The organism is Fibrobacterota bacterium (assembly GCA_019509785.1).
GTDB lineage: Bacteria > Fibrobacterota > Fibrobacteria > UBA11236 > UBA11236 > Chersky-265.
Map to the genome: position 1 here is coordinate 103,981 of JAEKLQ010000022.1, position 19,324 is coordinate 123,304.

Sequence of the window (19,324 nt, forward strand, 5' to 3'; positions counted from 1 at the left end):
CGCCGGCGGTTCAGCCGGATAAGCCGTGGGATCGATAGAGCGCGGCCAACGCCGCTCCCGTTAGGTCCCGGCCTTCTTTGATCCCTAAGCCCGCCTTGAGCAGGGCCACGGCCAGATCGCGGCGTCCCTGATCGAACCAATATTGCCCCAGCCATTGCAGGGCCTGGATCTTGAGGAGCTGGAAGTCCACCGGCAGGAAAGTCCCTGCTTCTACGAGATCGAGAAGGCGTTCGTAGAAAGGCCTGGCCGAATCGGGGCGGCCCGCGGCAGCCTCGATTTGGGCCTTCACCAGCATGGCCTCGGGGAGCGGGGAAGCAACGGCCAGGGCGGGCGCCAATTCTCGCAGGGCCTCGGCATGCCGGCCCAGGGCGGCCAAGGATGCGGCGGCCTTGGCGGGCGCGCCGTCGCGCACGTGGGGGTCGGAGCCCGTCGCGGCGGCCAACGAGGCGGCCCGCCGGAACCACTCCACCGCGGCCAGGTGCTCGCCCAGGTCGGCGCAAGCGCAGCCGAGGGTGTATAGGGTAACCGGCGTGATACCCCGATCGGTCCCCACCTGGGCCTCGAGGATGGCCTTGTTGCGTTGCTGCTTGGCTTTGGCCAGGGCCGGGTCGGCGTAACCGGTGTGGAGGATCTTGGCGGCCAGGTATTCCACCGGGATGCCGGCGGCCTCGATGGCGGGCAGGATCTGCTCGTGGACGGGGGCCCGGAAGCGCAAGGTGGGGCGGTTGGGGAAGACGCGGATCTGGTTGAAGACGCTGCCGGTGAGGCCGCCATCGCGGCTGTTCTTCACCCTTAGCCCATAGGCCTTGGGCGCGAGGTCCGGATCGCCATCGGCGAGGGATCGGATGGCCCGCTTATCCTCTTCCAGGAGTCGATCGTCGGCGTCCAACCAGAGGATCCACCGGCCGGTGGCGGCGTCCAGGGAGAGGTTGCGCGCGCGACTGAAATCGCCCGTCCAATCGGATTGGATCAATTTCGCGCCGAAGCGTCGGGCGATGTCCTGGGTCCCGTCGTCGGATCCGGTATCCACGATGATGGTTTCGCCGGCGAGGCCGCGCACCGATTCCAGGCAGGCAGGCAGGTTCTCCCGTTCGTTCTTCACGATCATGCATAGGCTTAACGCGGGACGCGTTGAAGCCGGGGAGAGGTCTTCCCATTCCGGCAGGCGGCGCTGGGGAAACAGGGCCCGGGCGGCCGCCAAAGCGTCGCGGAAATCCTCGCGCCGATCCAGTTTGCGCAGCAGGACCAGGCGTTGCGCGTGCAAATCCGGGACCGCGGTGGGATTGAGCAGGATGGCCTTGGCCCAGCATTTCTCGGCGGCCTCGGTTTCGCCCTGCGCCAATTTGCATTTGCCCAGCAGTTGCCAAGCCTCCACCACTTGAGGATGCCCCGCGAGCAAGGCCTCAAGCAATTTCCGGGCGGCCGCCATCTCGCGCCGTTCGAAGGCGAACTGGGCCAGGTAATAGCGGCTATAGATCTGGATCAGATCGTACTGGTTGCTGGTGGTGGTGAAGCTTACCGGCATGGAGACCAGCTTGGCGTAGAGGGGCTCGGCGTCGCGCGGGCGGCCCATCTCCATCAGGCATTGCGCTTTGTGGAAATAGGCCTCGTGCTTATCGGGCTGAAGGGCGATGGTCTTGTCGAACCAGCCCAGCGCTTCTTCGCGGCGGCCCAGGCGCTGGTATCCCTGCCCTATGCAAGAGGGCAGTTCCCGGTAGATGTCGCGGTTGATGGTCTCGCAATCCGGCATGGCCATGGTCCGCTGATAGGCTTCGATCCCCTTCTCGAACTCGCCGAGGATGTAGTACGAATCGCCGATGGCCATGGCCAGGGAAGGCTCGCGCGCCACGCGCGCGGGATCCTCTTGCAAGAGGAGCAGGTTGCGGAGGGCTTTCTTCTTCTTGAGTTCCGGATCTTCGTAGCCGGTGTGGTGCACGGTGGTTTCGGTCCAGAAGGTATGCAATCCCAGCAGGGCCACCGCGTGCAACAACTGCTCGTGGACTTGATAGCGGAAGCGCAAGGCGGGATGGTTGGGGAACATGCGCAATTGCATGAAGCGACCGCCGATGGGAAGGCCCCCCTGCGTATTGATCACCTGGAAGCCGAAGGCGCGGTCCATGGGGGCGGTCTTGAGCTTGCGGAAGTTCTCCAACTGATCGGCGGGAATGCGATCGTCCGCGTCCATCCATAGGATCCACGCGCTGCGGGCCGTTTCGATGGAACGGTTGCGGGCCCAGGCGAAATCGTTCCGCCACTCGCCCTGGATCCAACGCACCCCGAGGGAATCCAGGATGGCCTGGGTCCCGTCGGTGGAACCGGTATCGTAGACAAGGATTTCATCGGCGATGGGCCGGAAGCTTTCCACCGCGTCCCGGATGTTCTTGGCCTCGTCCTTGACGATCATGGCGACGGTCAGGGTCCCGGGAGGCCATGGGGTTTTCAAGACGCCGCGGATGGTGCCGAACCGCTTGGCCATTTCCGCGGCGGGCATATCGTCGGGAAGGCCCGCCCAATCGAGGGATGGCGCCTTCGGGGCGGGCGCCTGAGAGGCGGGCGCCTGGGAGGCGGGCGCCTGGGAGGCGGGCGCCTGGGAGGCGGGGATGGGATCCCTTTCCTTCCGCTTGGCTTTCTTGCCGGCTTTGGACATAGTCGTTCGCGCTCCCTCAGAGCCTAGGCCGCGCCCTGGCCGTATCCCAAGGCCTCCATCTGGCGCAGGAAGTCCCGCATCGTTTCCGACGGGCGGGCCATCGCCTTGAGATCGGCGTAGCATTTGGCGTAGAGCTTATTATGGTTCACGAATTCGGAGAAGTAAACCAGCAGGGTGGGATCCTCCGGGAATTTGCGCAACGCTTCGCGGTAGTTGGCGTAGATCTCTTCCACCGGGCGGCCGGCAGACTCGGCGCATTTTCCGCGAAAGGCTTCCAACACCCCGGATCGCAGCCGGAGGAACGGGCGGGATTCGAACAAGGCGAGGACGTCGCGATGCTTGCCCCTCTCGTACAAGGATTCCAGCAGGTCTTCCCATAAGCCTACGTCCCCGGGAGCCAACGCCAGGTAGGCCCGCGCATAGCCCTCCGCTTCGGCATCGCAGTCGGTGGCTTTGAAGAAATCCCAGGGTACGCGCGGATCCAAGGGGAAGTCGCGCAGCCCGCCGGCGATCAGCTCGCGCAGGGCTTCGCGCGCGCGGGGCGCTTTGCCGGGGCCGAAGAGTTGCAGTTCGCAGAGAACGGCCAGGGCCAGGGAATTCCGGCGCACCGTATAGGCATCGGTGGCGACCCGGCCCACGGTTACGGGCCGATCCAGGGCCCCATACAGGAATTCCAGGGCTCCGCGCAGATTGTTGGCCGCCAGGGCCCGTTTGCCCAGCCAGTACAAGGGTTTGGGGTCGGAGGCGTCCCAGCGCGCGGCCAGACGGAACCATTCCTCCGCTTCCGCATCGCGCTCCTGCTTGGCGAAAGTCTCGGCGAGAAAAGCCGGGTAATGCCGGAGCGCTTCGTCCGCGGGGGCATCGCCCAGCGCGCGGGGATCGCGCCCGGGCAATAGCGACAGGTAGGCTTCGGTGGCCCCGGCGTATTCCCCGCTTTGGTACAGGCAATTGCCGTATTCCATGATCACTACCGGATCGGCCGGGAATTCCTGGCGCTCCTTTTCCAGCAAAGCGCGGTTGCGCTTCAGCTTGGCGCCGCGCTTGGCCGGCGTATCGTACCCCAGGTGCAGGATTTCCAGATCGGTCGCGCCGATGGGCACCTTCAGGCGGCCCAGGGAAGTCCCGAGTTGTTCATGGATGCGGCCTTCGAAAGCGGCGCCCAGATGGTTGGGGAACAAGCGGATCTGCCGGAAGCATTCGCCGCGGGAATTCTCCCGCGGGCTCCGCACCACGAAGCGGTAAGCCCGCTTGGGGCCGTCCAGCAAGGGCGCCAGGGCTTCCCAGAAATCCTCGTCCACGCGGTCGTCGGCGTCGAGCCACAATATCCAGCCTCGGGTGGCCGCGGCCAAGGAAACGTTGCGGGCCGCCGAGAAATCGTCGCACCAGGAAAATTGGCGCGCCTGTATGCCCGCCTCCTGCAAGGCCTCCACCGTGCCGTCGGTCGAACCCGTATCCACGACGATCCATTCCGCGCGGCCCAAGGGCAGGCAAGCCAGCAGGCCCGGCAGATTGGCGGCTTCGTCCTTCAGGATCGAGCAGATGGACAGGTCCAGGCGCGGCCCGCCGCCTCCGCCTCCCGGCGGGGCCAAAGGATCTTCCGGTGGAGGCGACCCGCGTTCCGGGTCATCGCCTTCGCGCGTGGTTTCCAAGAGGGTAGCGGACGCGTTACGTATGCCTTCCCAGTCGAAAGGCACGCCGCCGTATTCCGGCCCGGCGTTCAGGCACCGGGTCCATAACGAACGGGCTTCGGCCTTGAGGCCGGTGAGCCAAAGGGCTTTGCCGCATTCGAGTAGCCAAGGCGCATGCGCCGACCCACGCGGGCAGGCCAGGAAGGCTTCCAGAGCTTCGGCTGGCCGATCCTGGAAGCAAAGGGATTGGCCCAGCCCCACGTAGGCGGCCAGCAGGACGTCATGGGTGGCGGGGTGCGCGCTTGCTATAGCCCGCCGAAACGAGATCGCGGCGTCCGCCCAGCCTTTCTCGGCCATCCGCATGCGGCCTTGGGCCAGCCATAAGGCCGCCGAGGCATCCGGGGCCATCAGCGCTTTTTCCAAAAGGGCGCGGTTGCGGGCGCGCTTGCGTTCCACGGCGGCCATGTCCCGGTACCCGGTGTGCAGGATTTCCGCGGGCGCGGCGCGCACGGTCAGCCCGGCTTCCGCCACGGCTTCGCCCAAGGTCTCGTGCACGGGATTGCGGAAGCCCAGGCTTTTGCCGTTGGGTACGAGGCGGATTTGCGACCAGGTGGTTTCGGCGCCGTCCGGCCCGGGGGATCGCACGCGAAAGGCGTAGGCCTCGGAGTGGTCCAAGAGCGGCAGGCGGGTCGCGAGCCAGTCCCGTGCTTCCGGCGTCAGTTCGTCATCAGCGTCCAGCCACAGGATCCATTCGCCCCGGGCCAGCGAAAGCGAATGGTTGCGCGCGGCGGAGAAATCGCCCGTCCAGGGGAAATCGTGGACCTCGGCGCCGTAGCCTCGGGCGACTTCCCGCGTGCCATCGCGGCTCCCGGTATCGACCAGGATGCGCTGGGCCGATAGCCCGTCGAGGGACCGGAACAATGACGGCAAGTTCCGTTCCTCATCGCGGGCGATGACGGCGACGGATAGCCGCGGGTGGTTCAAGCGTAAGCCTTCAGGGCCGCCTTTACATCCGCCAAGGCCGGGTTCTTGTCCACCGATTGGCGGAGCTTGGGCAGCACGTCGCCCGTACGGCCCAGGGCCTGGGCGCATTGCCAGAGGTTGAGGAGGATGTCCTGATCCGAGGGATGCAAGGTCGCCGCCAACTCGAACAGGCCGAAAGCGTCCGTCGCGCGTTTTTCGGCGAAGGCGATGACTCCTAAGCCGTTGTAGGCCTGCGGATTTTCCGGGAAGGCCTTGACGGCATCCAGGTAGGCCAGGATGGCTTCGCCCTGCTTGCCTTGTTCCATCAGGCGTTCGGCATCGGCCAACCGGCGCGCGTTCGCTTCCAGGGCCTCGAAGGTCCGGAACATGCAGATGGACGGGCCCTGCGCCTTGAGATGGCGGCGCATGGCCAAGGCCTGGGCATGATTGGGGTTGACGGCCAGGGCATGGTCCAGGAGCACGCCGAGCGAATCCGGATCCGACAATGACAAGCCGGTATCGAAAGCGTTGATGAGCGCATCCGTCCAGGCGGGACGCACCTCCAAGGCCAAGCAGAAGAAGTTCCAGGCCGCGTTGGCGCTGCCTTCGTACCACGAAGCGATCCCGAGGTTGTTATAGGCGCGGAAGTCCTCCGCATCGGATTCGACGGCCGCTTTCAGGTACTCGACGGCCCCCGCGACATCCTTGCGTCGTAGCAGCGCTTCGGCCTGTTGGTTGGCATCGCGCGAGGCCAAAAGATCCGCGGCGTTCAAGCGTCCCCGGGATAGGGCATGCCGGACTTGCTCGGCCATGGCCGCCAGATCGGGGCCCTCGCCGGCGGGAATAGGGTTCTTGCCGGCCGCGTCCTCGAGCAGGCGCAAGGCCTCTTCGCCGCGGCCCATGGTCAGCAAGGTATCGGACAAGTTGAAAATGATGTCGGCTTCCGCCGGCGCATGGCCCAAGGCGGTGCGGAAATGGGCCAGGGCCATGCCGGCGTCGCCGCAAGCGTGCGCGATGATGCCCAGGTAATTGGCGCACGCGCCCGCGTCTTCGCCGCGCCGCATGCGGCTTTCGAGTTGATCGATGGCCGCGGAGTACTTGCCGTCGCGGATATGCGCTTCCACGGCGGAGCGCCAGGCGGGAAGGGCGGGGGCGGCCGGTACGGTCGGGGCCGCCGACTTGCCGGCTTCCAGGCCGGACAGGAAGCGGCGGAAAACGGGATTGTCCGGAAAGCGATGGGCCAGGGCGGAGGCGTCATCGCGGGTAACTTGCCCGCTACGGGCCGAGATCGCGTCCAGCAGGTTCTGGGCGGCGTCCGCATGCGCGCCATCCAATTCCAGGCTGCGGATGAAGAAAGACATGGCCTCGGTGGAGAGGTTCTCGGAAAAAAGGACCACGCCCAGACTGCAATAGGGTTCGGGATTGCCCGGTTCGGCGGCTTGTGCCTCCAGGAAAAGGGTGCGGGCCTTATCCAGATCGCCGGCTTCGTAGGCGGCCTGTCCGTCCTTGAGCTTGCTTTGCGCCGCCGGCTTCAGGGCCTGGGTCGGAGCCGCCGCTTGCGCAGCCGGCTTCAGGTCGGCGGGGGCAGGGTCGAGGTAGGTGTCGTGTACGGCCGCCGCCCCTTTGGCCCATTTGGCCTCGTATTTTTTCTGGTTCTCGATCATGAGGGCGCGCCAATCGTTGGATTCCTGGTTGAAGGAGACGCTGCCGAAATGATGGATGAAGCTGTCGTTGGCGAACAGCGCGCGGTAGCCGCGGTAGCGCACGCGCAGGCAATAATCATCGTCCTCGAAATTGCCTTTGCCGTAGCGCTCGTCGTAGAAGCCCACCTCCGCGAAGACGCGGCGCGGGATGAGATGGCAGAAGCCCTTGATGAAACCGAATTCGCAGGCCGAGAGATCGTGCTCCGCTTGCCATTTGCGGATAAAAGGGGCGATGCCTTGCTCGTCGTATCCGGTTGAGCCCTTATAGGGCACGTCGGCCACCACTTGGGGCCCGGCGATGTAATTGGAACGCGGGCCCACCAGTCCGATGGACGGATCGCTCTCGGCCAATCGCACCATGTTCTCCAGCCAATCCGGCCCGACGATCACGTCGTTATTCAAGATCAGGATGTACTCGCCGTCGGCCAGGCGCATGCCCTGGTTCCAGCCCTTGGACACGCCCAGGTTGGTCGCGTTCCGGATCGTCTTCGCCCCCGGCACCGAGCGGAAATATTCCCAGGTATCGTCCTTGCTGCCGTTGTCCACCAGGATCAATTCATGGTTCTGGCGGGTATGCTTGCGGATGGAGTCGATGCATTTCTTGGTATACGCCATCTGGTTGAAGCCCAGGATGACGATGGAGACCTTCTTGGACAAGGCGTGCGCGGCGGCGCGGGGCTTGGCTTCGATCTGGATCCAGCCCGGTTGCGGATCGGCCTTCCCGGAATTCCCCTGGGGAAATCCCAGGTACGGCCTTTCGCCGGTGACGGCGAAGCCGGCTTCCCAAAGCACGCGGCGGATGCCATCGGGCGTGAGATCGATGGCCGCCAAACCGTTCCGGGGAGGCAGGCCCTTGGCTTCCTTGACGTCGATGATGGCGACCAGGCGCTTGAGGCGTTCGCCTTGCCGGCGGATGTTGGCCAAGCGCTCGGGCAGCTTATCCAGCAGATCCGGCGTGATGCGGAAGATGAAAAGGTCTTGCTCGGTGAAGCGCGAGGGTTTGCCCGCCACGTCGAAAACGGAGATGGGACCGCTGACGCCGGGGGCTCCGGCCTTGCTGCCGGCGAAACAGACGTGCTGCGAATCGCGCAGGATGGGGCGCAGGCTTTCGGGATAAAGTTCGATGCCGTCGCGCATGGTTTGCGCCGGGGAGTCCTTGACCGGGGTCCAGGTCTCGCGGGCGGGCGCAGGGGCTCTATTGGAGGATGCGGCGATCCGTACGGCCAAGCCGATGGGCAGATCGGCGGCGCGCGCCGACAGCCAGGGCGGATCGATGGGTTTACCGGCGGACTGGGCGCGCGCACCCGAAGCGCGATCCCCCAATCCGGCGAAGAATCCGTCGGCGGGCAGCGATGCGAGGGCTCCGCGCAGCCAATCCTTACGGCACAGGACCGCCGCGCCGGGAGCGGCCTCTCCCTCCCCGATGCGCAGGGGCAGGGGCAAGGCCGCATCCAGCGTGGCCATATCGCGCTTGTCGAGCCAATGATTGAAGAGCGCCGAGGCTTCCACGCCGGCGGCGCAATAGAAGACGTGCGATCCCGAGGCCAGGGCCAGGGCCATTTCCAAGGCCTGCCGGGCCGGGAAGGCCGGGCCCAAATCCAGTTTGCGCAGATCGGCGCCCGAGGGGGCCTCGACCGTGATCGAGCCGGCGCAATTAAGCACGATGATCCCGAGGCCGGGACGGGCCGGAAGCGAAGCCAGGGTGCGATCCAGCCGGGCCGCGACCGTTTCGTCATCCGCCGGGCGCGCCGCGCCCGCGTGTACGATGACGGTTACCGCCTTCCAGGCTCCCCCGGCGGCATCCGCCTTGTGGGCCTGATCGTCGCGTTCCATCCGTTGTCCATTGATCATAGAGCCTCCCGCGTGCGTGGGCGCGGATGGGCCATGGGCCAATCCGACGGCGCCTTCATCGAGTCCTGCCACTAGCGAAGGGGACGGGTTGAACCACCCGATCCCCCAAAGTTCCAAGGCGGGCGGAACCTGGTTCCGTCCGCCGTAATGCTTCACCAATTTCCGGTAGAGCGCGTCGGTCGATTCCTGCGTGAGTCGGTCGACGTGCGATTTCTTTTCGGTCTTGAAACTCTTCTGCCCTTCGTGGAACACGAAGGCGTCCGAGGCGACGACGAGCTTGAGGCCGGCATTCCGAAGCCGCCAGCTTAAATCGAGATCATCATTACCCAGGAACAAATCCTCGTCCATGCCGCCCATCGACAGGAACAGCTCGCGCCGCATCATCAGGCAGAAACCGATCAGCAATTTACTCTCGACCCCGCGGCCGGCATTGGCTTCGCGCAAGATGCGCGCGATGCTTTCGGCCACCTCCGGCACCCCGTTCCCCGGGAAAGACTGCGCCTGCGCCCAAGCCGGGGGCAGGTTCACGTCCAGTCGTTGCAATCCGGCCACGTAATTGGATACGGGACCCACCGCGCCGACTCCTTTGAATCCGTCTTTGGTTTCGCCCTTAGTCTCGAAATGGCGGGCCATGGCATCGGTCCAGCCTTTCGTGACCCAGGTATCGGGATTCAGGAAGATGACGAATTCGCCCTTGGCGATGGCCGCTCCCTGGTTGCAGCCTTTGGAAAACCCGTTGTTGCCCCCGTTCAGGATCATGCGGATGTCGCCCTGCGACCGCAGGTATTCCTGCGTCCCGTCGCGCGAGTCGTTATCCACCACGATCACCTCGTGGGATCCATCCGCGCCTAGCGCGGCCGGGCCGCATCCCCGCAGCGAGTCCAGGCAGGCCCGGATGTTTTCGCGCGAGTTATAGGTGACGATGACTACGGAGTAGCGTGGTTTCCCGTAAGGTAACATTAGAGTTACCTATCAGAACTGGTAATGGAGTTCGTTCTTGACCATGGCCAGGATTTTCTCGGCCATTTCCGCGCTCAGGCTTTCGAGGGTGCCGCTGGCCTGGCTATTGGCCAAGTTGGCGGCTTGGTTCTGCTTCGCCAAGGCGCGCTTCGCGCCGGCGATCGAATACCCTTCTTCCTTCAGCATGCGGAAGATGGTGCGCAGCTTGTTGATCTGCGCGTCGCCGTAACGGCGCTGTTTCCCCATGGTGCGCGGGGCCACCAGGAAATCGGAAAACTCCTTCTCCCAATACCGGATGGTATGGGGCGGCACGCCTATGATGCGCGCGGCATCGCGGATGCTGATAAGGGGTTCCTGGGTCTTCTTCTCGGTCATTTCCATCGTGTCGGCAAACATAGACGCTCCTTCGGAAAGCGATATGGTTCTGCCGGGGTAGTTAAGCAAGGCCGGTGCCAAGCGCCGGAACCCCTAAAAACCGCCCTATTCATGCCGATTTTGAAGTTGGAGTCGAAGATTCGCGGTAGGGATGGGAAGGAATTTCCATCCGGGCCCGGCAGAAACTTCGAGTGATAGCGGATGGAAAATACCAGCAAGACGCTAAGGTTGCCGTCTAACTGCGGGCTTCGCGCCGTTCTCCGCGTAGCATCGCTAAAAACTCCCGCCGCGTCCGCGGGCCCCAGCCGAAATGCGGGCGATAAGGGGCTTCGCCCGCTTCCACCAAGGCCCGCATGCGCGCCAGCCCATCATCCGATACCGCTTTCAGGGTTGCCTTCGGATCGATTCCGTAGATGCGCGCGCTGTTGAGCCCTAGGATCTTGGCCTTGGCCTGCGCGGTCAGGGCGGGATAGCCATGCTTGTCCTGCAAGGCCTGGGGGATCTGGAAGGCGTTGAAGGACGCGATCTGCGGCGCCGGTTGGCCCACCACCAAGGCGTCGGTTCCCCAGCAGATGCGATCCTCGCCCAGATGCTTAAGGAGTTTACCCAGCAGATGCCCGGCCGCATCCGCCGAGCCGACGGAATAGGTGTTCCATATGGAACCCAGATCCGCGTACACGTTGCCGGGATTGCCGGCGGCCTCGAAGGCGGCTATCAGGCGATCCATGCCCTTGGTATTGGCCGGATCATATTCCCCTTCCGTATAGTCGCTATCCACGCCCGCATGGAAGACGTTGAAAACGCAATCGGGATAAAGCCTGGCTGCGGCGGGCACGTCGACGGGCGAACTGGTGCCCAGGCCCTTGTGGATCGAGAATACCTTGATCCCCAGTTGCCGCCCCCGTTCGATGAAAGGGATGCCGATGGCATCGTCGTCCAGGCGCCAATTGTCCGCCTCATGGGGATAGGTTTTCCAGGCCGCCACCTTCCACAGCCTGGCCATGGTTTCCATGCCATCGAGTTGGGCCTGATCGAGGATGGCGACTCCAGCGCGCTTGGGCCATACCTTGCCTTGGATGACGACGCGCTTGCCGCCGGAGATGCGGTTGGCCAATTCCCTTACGGCGACGTGCTCCGCCCATCCTTGCGTATCGTCGGGCCCGGTCCCGGCGCCTTGCCCCACGGTGATGCAGGCCAAGGTGGTGGTGCTGTTGATGAACATGGCCCGCAGGAAATCCTCGATGCCGAGCTGGTCCCGGGGATGCGTATGCCCGTCGAAGATGAATTGTTCCGGCGCCAGCAGGTTTTTCGCGCGATCGGGATCATACGTATGCTCATCATCCACCCCGTATAGGCGGCAACCCATCACCTGGTTCAGGACAACCAGGGCGGTGGCCATGCCGGCGGCGCTCTCGATGAATTTCCGCCGCGACATCCCGAGCCTCTTGGCCTTCTCCGCGGCGGTGGCATGGAACAATCGATCGGCGGCGATTTCCCGGGGCGTGGGATCCCATGCCGGGAACTCCCCGTTGGAACGCGGATGGAATTGCAATGGCGATTGGGGCTCCGCTTCGGGCCGGGATTTCCGCGGAGGTAAGGTCCACATGGCGAACTCCTTAAGAAGTCAAGGGCGCGCGCCCGGTACCGCGGCGCCCGCGCCGGTAGGGGGACGTAGCGCGGCGGATATCAAAGCGTCCCAGCCCGGAAAGGTTCCGGCCGCGGAAAGGACGGCCGCGGAAAAGCGCATCTTCATGGGATAGTAAAGCGAGGCATAGGGATTCCCTACCCAGACGGCTCCTCCGGGATCCACGGGAACGCCGTACGCGTCTTGCAAGATGACGATGATGCGGGCCGGCCGGACCGGCCAGGACAGCGTGGGAGACCATTGGGACAGCGGGGCGGACCATGCATAGGTCCCGGTATCGGAAAGCATCTGCGCCGGCGCGCAGGACCGCATGCCTCCATGGTCCGCATCCTGTTCCAAACAAGGCTGTAATCGAAGCGCCGCCTGCGTGGGCTTTTCGCTCACCTGTATGCGAAGCCATACGGCTCCATGGGAATAGTCCACCGGAGCGGCCCAATCCGCCGGCGTGCTTCCGGAAAGCGAAAAGGAGGCTTCGGGCCGGGTCACCGCTTCGGATCCATGGGCATAGCTGGTATCGATCAGGAGCAAGGCCCCTCCCTGCGCCCACGGGCGACCGCAGAGGGCGAACAGAAGGGGAATGATCGAATGGGAAAACCTAGCCACAAGCGCCTCCCGGCCCCGGAGCCCGACGGTTGTGAATCTAATCCTTCTTTCCGATATCCAAAGCCCGGAATCGGAACTTCGGCCTACGGTATCCCGTATTCCAAGATGAAGGGATACTCCTTATCGTGGCCGGCGGTGATTTCCGTCTTTCCGGAAATGCCGGCCAAGCCGCCTGTGCCCGAACCCTCGACGATGACGGTGGTCTGAACCATGCGGTCATGGGCGTAGGTCCCGGTATGGCGGAACACCAAGCTTCCCGTCGACCCATTCAACTTGCCGGTTACGCGTTCATATCCCACGTACTCCGCCGAACCGTCGCCCTGATAGGCCAACAGGTATTCCAGGAACCCTTCGCCTTCCAGGTCCCCGGAATAGGTTTTCCTCACGCTGGCCTTGGATAACTTGCCGGCATGGCCCGGGCCCGAAACGTCCGCCTCGGAAAAGGTTTTTTCATCCCATCCCGCGATTTTATAGCTCGCTTTGCATCGCATGGAACCTCCTGCTTCGCCGTGCTTCATCCAATAAACATTTTGCCATTGCGGGAGGTCGATGGAAACCAGGCCGACCGGGAAGACGGGATCCGGCCGCGGAGGGACGCGGGCGGGAAAAGGCGCGGGGGAGGGCCCGCGCCTTCGGAGTTCAGCGGCCGCTTACGGCCTGCGGCACGGAAATGCTCCGTCCCGCGGCGTTGTACATGACGGAGCCGGGCACGGGATGCCCGTTGTGGTCGAGGCGCACGAAGAGGCTGCGGGCGCGCCCGGCGGCGGAGGCGGAGGTATGCGGCGATTTGATTCCCACGATGACCGGTACGACCCAGCCGGGCAAATGGATTTCATCGACGCTGATATCCCCCTTATCGCCCGTCACGCCTTTATCCGTGGTCTGCCAGGCGATCTTGGTGGCCTTGGTCAGATCCATCTTGGATGGTTTCGCCCAGGTGGCCTGCGCGAAATCGCTCCACTTGAGCGAAACGAGCGTCCAATCCGCGGCGGCGGGCAAGCGTTTGAAGAAGAATCCGAAATCGGTGATGCCCAGGTTCTCCACGCGCACGTCGCAAGTCGAACCTTTCATATAGAAGGTGAGGCCCGAGGAGGTGCTGATGTCCACCGGCGTCGAATCGCCGAGCGGGTTCAAGGGAAACCCCATGCCGACGAAGGGGTTATTGGTGTTGCTCCCTTTGTCCAAGGAGTAACTGATCTTAGCGGATTTGGCCGTGCCCGCGGCCCCGCCGGCTGCCATGGTGAACAGGTTCGTCGTAGAGGTCTTGGGCGTGACCACGGATGCGCCTTTGTTCAGGACGTCGTCGTAGGTGAACCATTTGGTGCCGAGCCGGGTGTAATTATCGCCATCCTCGGCGTCATCGATCAGATCGGTCGCGCCCGCGTTGAAGTAAGCGGTGACGTTCATGTCGCTGGTCACCGTGACGGTCTTGGTGATCGTCGTTCCGGTGACGTCCCCTCCCCAGGAGGTGAAGGTGTTGCTGCCGGTGGGGACGGCTTCCAGGGTCACTTGATCGTTCAAGGCATAGGTGGCCTTGGCCGGGGTGAGCTTGACCGAACCGGCGCTCGCCGGGGACACGCCCGCGGTGATGGTGAAAGCGGACTTGGGGGTCGCGCTGGAGAAGTCCAGCATGTTGCCCGTCATGGTGAGCAGACTGATCAACTGCAAGGATTCGTTGTAGTAGTTGTCGTCGTCGATGAAGCTGGCCAGCTTCTTGTAGCAAGCGTCCAGCCAGGCCTGGTTGGCGGCGTCCACCATGGCGCCGGCGCCGAAAGGCCCCAGGTAGGCGGGCAGGTTGTATTTCTGGACGGCGGTTCCGTTGAGCTGGTAGCCGGACATGATCAGGGCGGGATCGCCGGCGGTGCTGGTCTTGATCCAGGAAGTCATCTTGTTGGCGATGGTCTTGGCGCTGGCATCCCCGTACCAGGCATAGGCCAGGCCCATGCGCCAGGGTACGCGGGCGGCATCGTAGGTGTAGTTGACGCCACGGCTGTCCGGCTGGCCGGCATCATTGGTCCAATCCGCCACCAGTCCCGTGGTCGCGTTCTGTGCCCCCGATACCATGGCGTAATTCGCCGTGAGCACGGAAGCCCAGTCATTGCTATCCCACTTGAGCTTGTTGAACAGGCCGATGGCCGCGGCCACGAAGTAGGAGGGGTTCTTGGGACTGTCGAAAGCGTCCCCCGGCTTGAGTACCTTGGAGGCGCTCACCTCGTTCGCGTACAGCTTGTTGATCATGGTGGTGGCGGCGGTCTTGTATTTCGCGTCCCCCCATTGGAAGTAGGCCAGGCACAGGGCGAGCGTCGCGTCGAAGTCGCCGTCGGTGGCCCCGTTCTGTTCCGCTGCGCCCGAGAAGCCGTTGATCTTCCAGTTCATGAAACCGGCGCCGTTGGCGAAGTTCTGGTAGTATGCCCAGAGCTTATCGAATTTCGCCTGCGTATTGTTGGTCGCGTTGTCCATATAACACATGATGAGCATGCCGTAGCCGATGCCCTCGCTCACGGTCTGCGTGGGTGTGTCCCACTTGATGCGGGCCATGGCGCCGCTCTCTTCGTAATAATTGGTGACGAAGATTTTATAAGCGGCCTGCACGTCATTGTGGTCGGCGCCGGCGGGCTTGATGCCGAATGCGTACTTCTGATCCTGGGGGAAGGGGAATTTGGGGGCGGCCATGGCCGATCCCGCCGCCAGGCATAAAGATCCGAGAGCAAGTAAGTGGGTTCGCATCATGTTGGGTCCGTGGCTGGAGTGAATAAGAGGCACCCGGTTGGTCGGTAAAAACGGGTGTCCCGTTCGCGGAAACATCCGGGTCGCGAAAAATCCCCGGTTCGGCACAATTTTTCCCGGATAGGCATCCTACCAGAGACCCGAATTCAGCCCGTGAAAGGATATGCATGAACCCGTTCTCTTTTTCGCCGTCTTTCACCGTTTTACCCGCGGCCCTCGCCATCAGCCTCGGATTGGGGTTGATGGGCTGCAATCAACCTGAAACGCCAGTGGCGGCCGCCCCTTCCCCGGCAGAACAGCCGGCGGATTCCCCACGGGCGGCGACGGCCTTCGAACACGATTGGCTGGCCTTGAAGGCCCAGGGCCTGTCTCCCAAGGCCATGGCCGAGGCCGCACCCGGCCTGAGGGCCAAATATGGGCTTCCGCCCATTGAGTTAGCCCCTGGACAGGACGAGGCGGCGCCGGCGGGAGTTCCGGAAGCCGTGGCGCCGCAAGGGTTGGGCAAAACCGAAGTCGTGTTCAAAACTTTCGCGGCTAAACTCAGCCGCATCAACTTCTTTTTCGTGCATTTTCGCGATGTGAACGTAGGCGATGGCCAGACGATCACCATCCACTCCGGGGCCGTGGACCCTGGCACGGACCCGGCGGTCATCGCATTCTATAAGACGACGGGGAGCGCGGATCCCGCCGCCTACCAGGTCAAAATCGTGGCATGGAATGATGACTTTTCGCCTTATGAGGGGGTTAATGCTTCTGCTACCTGGGTGAACAATACCGGTTCCGCCAAAATGGTGCGCGTCCTAGGCTATAACTATCTGGGTGAGAACGCAGGGAAAACCTCCTTTTCGGTCATGGTTACCGAAAATTCCGGCGCCATTGATTACCTATCCTCGGAAAGCCGGTTTACCAGCGCCGCCCCCATTTACGACAATAATCCGCCCCACGGTAGTTCTTGCCAGGGGCCTTTCCTCAGCACCATCCGCTTGACAAAGGACTACAGCGCGGGATACGGTTCAGGCATCCTGGCATTCAATTACGGGAGCATGACGGGAGCCTATATCCGGGAAACCACCGCCAGCCTGAATCTGGACGCGGTACTGCCGGGTGTGTATCCCAACATGGTACTCGGATTCTATGAAGGCAAGAATTTCACCATCGATGACATCAACAATCTTCCCTACAGCGAATTCATGTGGGACCAAGAAGATAAATACCTCTGCCCTTTTTAATCGCAATTCGGGAGGTGGGGCCGATCCCGGAGCAGGTAACTTCGCCGTTACTGGAGCCGGGCTTGCCCCGTCCTTGGGGATTATAGGCCATTCGCGCCTCGCCCCGGCATGGTACCCGTCTCATTACCGTTCTGTTGGGCCTAACCGGATCCAATCCCCCCGCGGTCCGGCAGGTAGAATCCCGGCCTTAGCATTATGATAAGGGATTCCTATGCCTTAGGGCTTTGCAAGGAGACCGGTTATGGCCGATATCGGACGGAACGGAAGCTCGATAAAATACCAGGCCCGGAAAATAGGCATGCTCGTGTTTGCCTGCGTCGCTTTTCCCCATGCCCAAGCTACGTGTCCCGCTCCTGCCGCCTCGGATTTCCACGTCGTGGATCTGACCATGACCGGCTTGAGCACGCCCACGAATATGGTATTGGCCCCGGATGGGCGCATCTTCATATCGGATATCTACACGGGCGAGATCCTGATTTTCCGGGATGGCGGGACCCCCAGATTGGCGGTGGCGGGGAAAATTTCCGTCGCCAACAGCAATGAGCATGGGCTCCAATGCTTCACCCTGGATCCGAATTTCGCGAGCAACGGTTGGATCTACATCCGCTTCTCGCCCAAGGCGGGCGGGAACGACGTAGTGGCCCGTTTCAAGATGACCGGCGATGTCCTCGACGTGAGTTCGCAGAAGACCTTGTTGACGATCCCCAAGGAAACCAATGCCCACCTGGGCGCGGGCATGGCCTTCGACAGCCATGGCAATCTCCTCATTTCTTCGGGATGCGATACCAGCCCGCAGTCGAATAGCGGATACGGATCGATCGATATCCGGACTCCCATCAAGGACGCCGGGCGGTCCGCCGCCAATACCATGGACTTCCGCGGGAAAATCCTGCGCGTAACCCCCATGCCCTTTCCCGACACCCAGACCCCGACCCCCGGCGTCGGTACGACCTACCAAATCCCGGCCGGGAACTTCTGGGAAACGATCGCCGCGACGTTGCCCGCGACCGATATGACGCTCGTGAAGAAGGAGATTTACGCGATGGGTTTCCGTAACCCCTACCGCATCTCCGTAAAACCGAATACCGACTGGGTCTATTCCGCCGAGGTCGGGCCGGACGCGACCGTCGATAACAGCACCAAGGGCCGCGCCGGGCACGACGAAATCAACCTGACCAAGCCGGGAGGGGGCTTTTACGGCTGGCCCTATTGCAACGGCAATAATTTTCCGTACAACAAGGTGGACTATTCCGGCGGCGGCGAGGTCCATCTCGACGAAAAATTCGATTGCGCCAATCCCGTGAACGACTCCCCCAACAACAAGGGTATCACGAAATTGCCGCCCTCCACGGCGCCGGTCGCGTGGTATTCCATCGCCAATACGAAAGACTTCCCGGACTTCGGAACCGGCGCCGAGACCGCCATGATAGGGCCCTTCTATCAATACAGCGCCGCGCTGGTTTCCGACGTCAAATTCCCCCCTTATTACCATGGGAAAATGATCTTCTGGGACTGGAGCCGGAACCTCACCAAGATGATCAGCCTGGATGCGCTCGGGGGCGTCGCGAAAATCGAGGACATTCCCCTCACCGGCCATACTTGGGGGTCGGATATCAGTATCATATTCGGCGCCAACGGGGCGATGTACGTTTTGCAGTGGAGCACGAGCGGGTATAACGGCGGCGCGAAGGCCTTTTACAAAATCGAATACCGCGGCCCGCTGAACGAAGCGAGCTGCGCGGTCGGCTTGAAGGCGCCGCAGGAGTCCGCCCCGCGGTATCGCTCCTTCCAGGCCATCATGGGTATATCCGGTTTCCGGCTTCCGGCGGGCGCGACGGGCGCCGATGTCTACGGTCTGGATGGCCATAAAATATGGTCCTATTCCCGGAGCGGCGATTCCCGCCTGGAAGAACGGGTGGAGCTGCCGAAGACGGCCGGCTCCGCGGTGGTCCAGATCCGGGTCCGGTAAATCCGGGGCTTTCCTCGTCCCTTGTTTTAATAGCGCTTCATAAGCTGGGGCCGTGCCGGGAGTTCCGTCCGGAACGGTTCTGGCATTTGCTCCCGCCCCGGCCCAAACCTAGTTTCCCCTTGGACCCGCCTCCGAGGAGATGCCCATGCCGACAGCCTGGAAAGGAACCATCAGCTTCGGCCTCGTGAACATCCCCATCACCCTCTATCCGGCGTTCAAATCCAAGGATCTCGAATTCCATCTGCTGCATAAGCAGGACCATGGCCGCATCGGCTACCAGAAGGTTTGCAAGCGCTGCGGCAAGATCCTCAGCGCGGACGAAATCGTCAAGGCCTTCCAACAAGAGAAGGACGTGTATGTCCCTCTCGAGAAGGAAGACTTGGAGACGGGCCAGGCGCCCAACACGCGCAATCTCGAGATCTCCCTGTTCGTGAAGGAAGAGGAGATCGATTCGAAATTGTACGAGCGGCCGTACTACATCATGCCGGCGCGCAATGCCGAGAACCTCTACGTGCTTTTGCGCGAGGCCATCCGCGCCTCGGGCATGGTAGGCGTGGGCAAGATCCAATTCGGCAACCGGGAGCATCTGGCCGCGCTCAAATGCGATGGGCCCGCCATCCTGCTTAACCTGATGCACTTCGCCGAAGAGATGGAGGATCCCAAGCTCCTCCAGTTCCCCGCCGAAGGCGCCGTGGTGGGTAAGAAGGAACTCGATCTCGCCAAGCAATTGGTGGGCACTTTGAAGGGGCATTTCCGGGCGGAAGAATTCGCCAACGCCCATCGGGAAGCCTTGGAAGCGACCATCCGCAAGAAGGCGGGCTCGCTGGCGGGCAAGCGCGGCAAGGGCGCCGCCGGTCCGGATCGCAAGGTGATCGATTTGATGGAACGCCTTAAGCAAAGCCTGGAGAAAAGCGGGAAGGCGGGTCCCCAGCGGGGGGCGGAGAAAGCCGGGAAAGCCGCGCGGGCCGAAGTCGAGGATCATGCCCACTCGGAGCGGCATTACCATCGTAAGAAGGCGGGATGA

At 62.9% G+C, this 19,324-nt stretch carries 11 protein-coding genes; 3 read left to right on the forward strand and 8 right to left on the reverse strand.

The annotated features are described in order from the left end of the window. Positions 1-10: 10 nt before the first annotated feature. The 8 genes from JF616_01760 to JF616_01795 all read right to left on the reverse strand — a co-directional run bounded on the left by JF616_01760 (position 11) and on the right by JF616_01795 (position 15,048). Positions 11-2,647 carry a glycosyltransferase gene (locus JF616_01760; GenBank protein ID MBW8886456.1) on the reverse strand — a complete coding sequence of 879 codons (2,637 nt, stop codon included), beginning with the start codon at positions 2,645-2,647 and terminating at the stop codon, positions 11-13. Between the two features lie 23 nt (positions 2,648-2,670). Further along, entirely contained in the window at positions 2,671-5,259 is a 2,589-nt protein-coding gene (locus JF616_01765) for a glycosyltransferase family 2 protein (protein ID MBW8886457.1), read from the reverse strand. Further along, entirely contained in the window at positions 5,256-9,752 is a 4,497-nt protein-coding gene (locus JF616_01770; GenBank protein ID MBW8886458.1) for a glycosyltransferase, read from the reverse strand. Before JF616_01770 ends, JF616_01765 begins: the two co-directional genes overlap by 4 nt. A gap of 12 nt (positions 9,753-9,764) precedes the next feature. Further along, positions 9,765-10,148, reverse strand: a complete 384-nt coding sequence (locus JF616_01775) for a MerR family transcriptional regulator (GenBank protein MBW8886459.1) — start codon at positions 10,146-10,148, stop codon at positions 9,765-9,767. A gap of 214 nt (positions 10,149-10,362) precedes the next feature. Next, on the reverse strand, positions 10,363-11,733 hold the full coding sequence (locus JF616_01780; protein MBW8886460.1) for an amidohydrolase family protein: 1,371 nt from the start codon (positions 11,731-11,733) through the stop codon (positions 10,363-10,365). A gap of 18 nt (positions 11,734-11,751) precedes the next feature. After that, positions 11,752-12,375 carry a hypothetical protein gene (locus JF616_01785; protein ID MBW8886461.1) on the reverse strand — a complete coding sequence of 208 codons (624 nt, stop codon included), beginning with the start codon at positions 12,373-12,375 and terminating at the stop codon, positions 11,752-11,754. 83 nt (positions 12,376-12,458) lie between these two features. Beyond that, on the reverse strand, positions 12,459-12,866 hold the full coding sequence (locus JF616_01790) for a DUF3224 domain-containing protein (protein ID MBW8886462.1): 408 nt from the start codon (positions 12,864-12,866) through the stop codon (positions 12,459-12,461). A gap of 148 nt (positions 12,867-13,014) precedes the next feature. Next, entirely contained in the window at positions 13,015-15,048 is a 2,034-nt protein-coding gene (locus tag JF616_01795) for a hypothetical protein (protein ID MBW8886463.1), read from the reverse strand. 221 nt (positions 15,049-15,269) lie between these two features. Between JF616_01795 and JF616_01800 the strand changes: the two genes are divergently transcribed. The 3 genes from JF616_01800 to JF616_01810 all read left to right on the forward strand — a co-directional run bounded on the left by JF616_01800 (position 15,270) and on the right by JF616_01810 (position 19,324). After that, complete coding sequence (locus JF616_01800; protein MBW8886464.1) at positions 15,270-16,331, forward strand: hypothetical protein; 1,062 nt, start codon at positions 15,270-15,272, stop codon at positions 16,329-16,331. Between the two features lie 298 nt (positions 16,332-16,629). Further along, positions 16,630-18,300: a PQQ-dependent sugar dehydrogenase gene (locus tag JF616_01805; GenBank protein MBW8886465.1), complete on the forward strand. Its 1,671-nt coding sequence runs from the start codon at positions 16,630-16,632 to the stop codon at positions 18,298-18,300. Between the two features lie 145 nt (positions 18,301-18,445). Beyond that, positions 18,446-19,324, forward strand: coding sequence for a Ku protein (locus JF616_01810; GenBank protein ID MBW8886466.1), 879 nt, complete (start codon positions 18,446-18,448; stop codon positions 19,322-19,324).

Excerpts from the sequence above, each read along its gene's own strand:
- JF616_01780 (MBW8886460.1), bottom strand. The coding sequence starts at position 11,733 with ATGTGGACCTTACCTCCGCGGAAATCCCGGCCCGAAGCGGAGCCCCAA.
- JF616_01810 (MBW8886466.1), top strand. The coding sequence starts at position 18,446 with ATGCCGACAGCCTGGAAAGGAACCATCAGCTTCGGCCTCGTGAACATC.
- JF616_01805 (MBW8886465.1), top strand. The coding sequence starts at position 16,630 with ATGCTCGTGTTTGCCTGCGTCGCTTTTCCCCATGCCCAAGCTACGTGT.
- JF616_01800 (MBW8886464.1), top strand. The coding sequence starts at position 15,270 with ATGAACCCGTTCTCTTTTTCGCCGTCTTTCACCGTTTTACCCGCGGCC.
- JF616_01770 (MBW8886458.1), bottom strand. The coding sequence starts at position 9,752 with ATGTTACCTTACGGGAAACCACGCTACTCCGTAGTCATCGTCACCTAT.
- JF616_01795 (MBW8886463.1), bottom strand. The coding sequence starts at position 15,048 with ATGGCCGCCCCCAAATTCCCCTTCCCCCAGGATCAGAAGTACGCATTC.
- JF616_01775 (MBW8886459.1), bottom strand. The coding sequence starts at position 10,148 with ATGTTTGCCGACACGATGGAAATGACCGAGAAGAAGACCCAGGAACCC.
- JF616_01760 (MBW8886456.1), bottom strand. The coding sequence starts at position 2,647 with ATGTCCAAAGCCGGCAAGAAAGCCAAGCGGAAGGAAAGGGATCCCATC.
- JF616_01790 (MBW8886462.1), bottom strand. The coding sequence starts at position 12,866 with ATGCGATGCAAAGCGAGCTATAAAATCGCGGGATGGGATGAAAAAACC.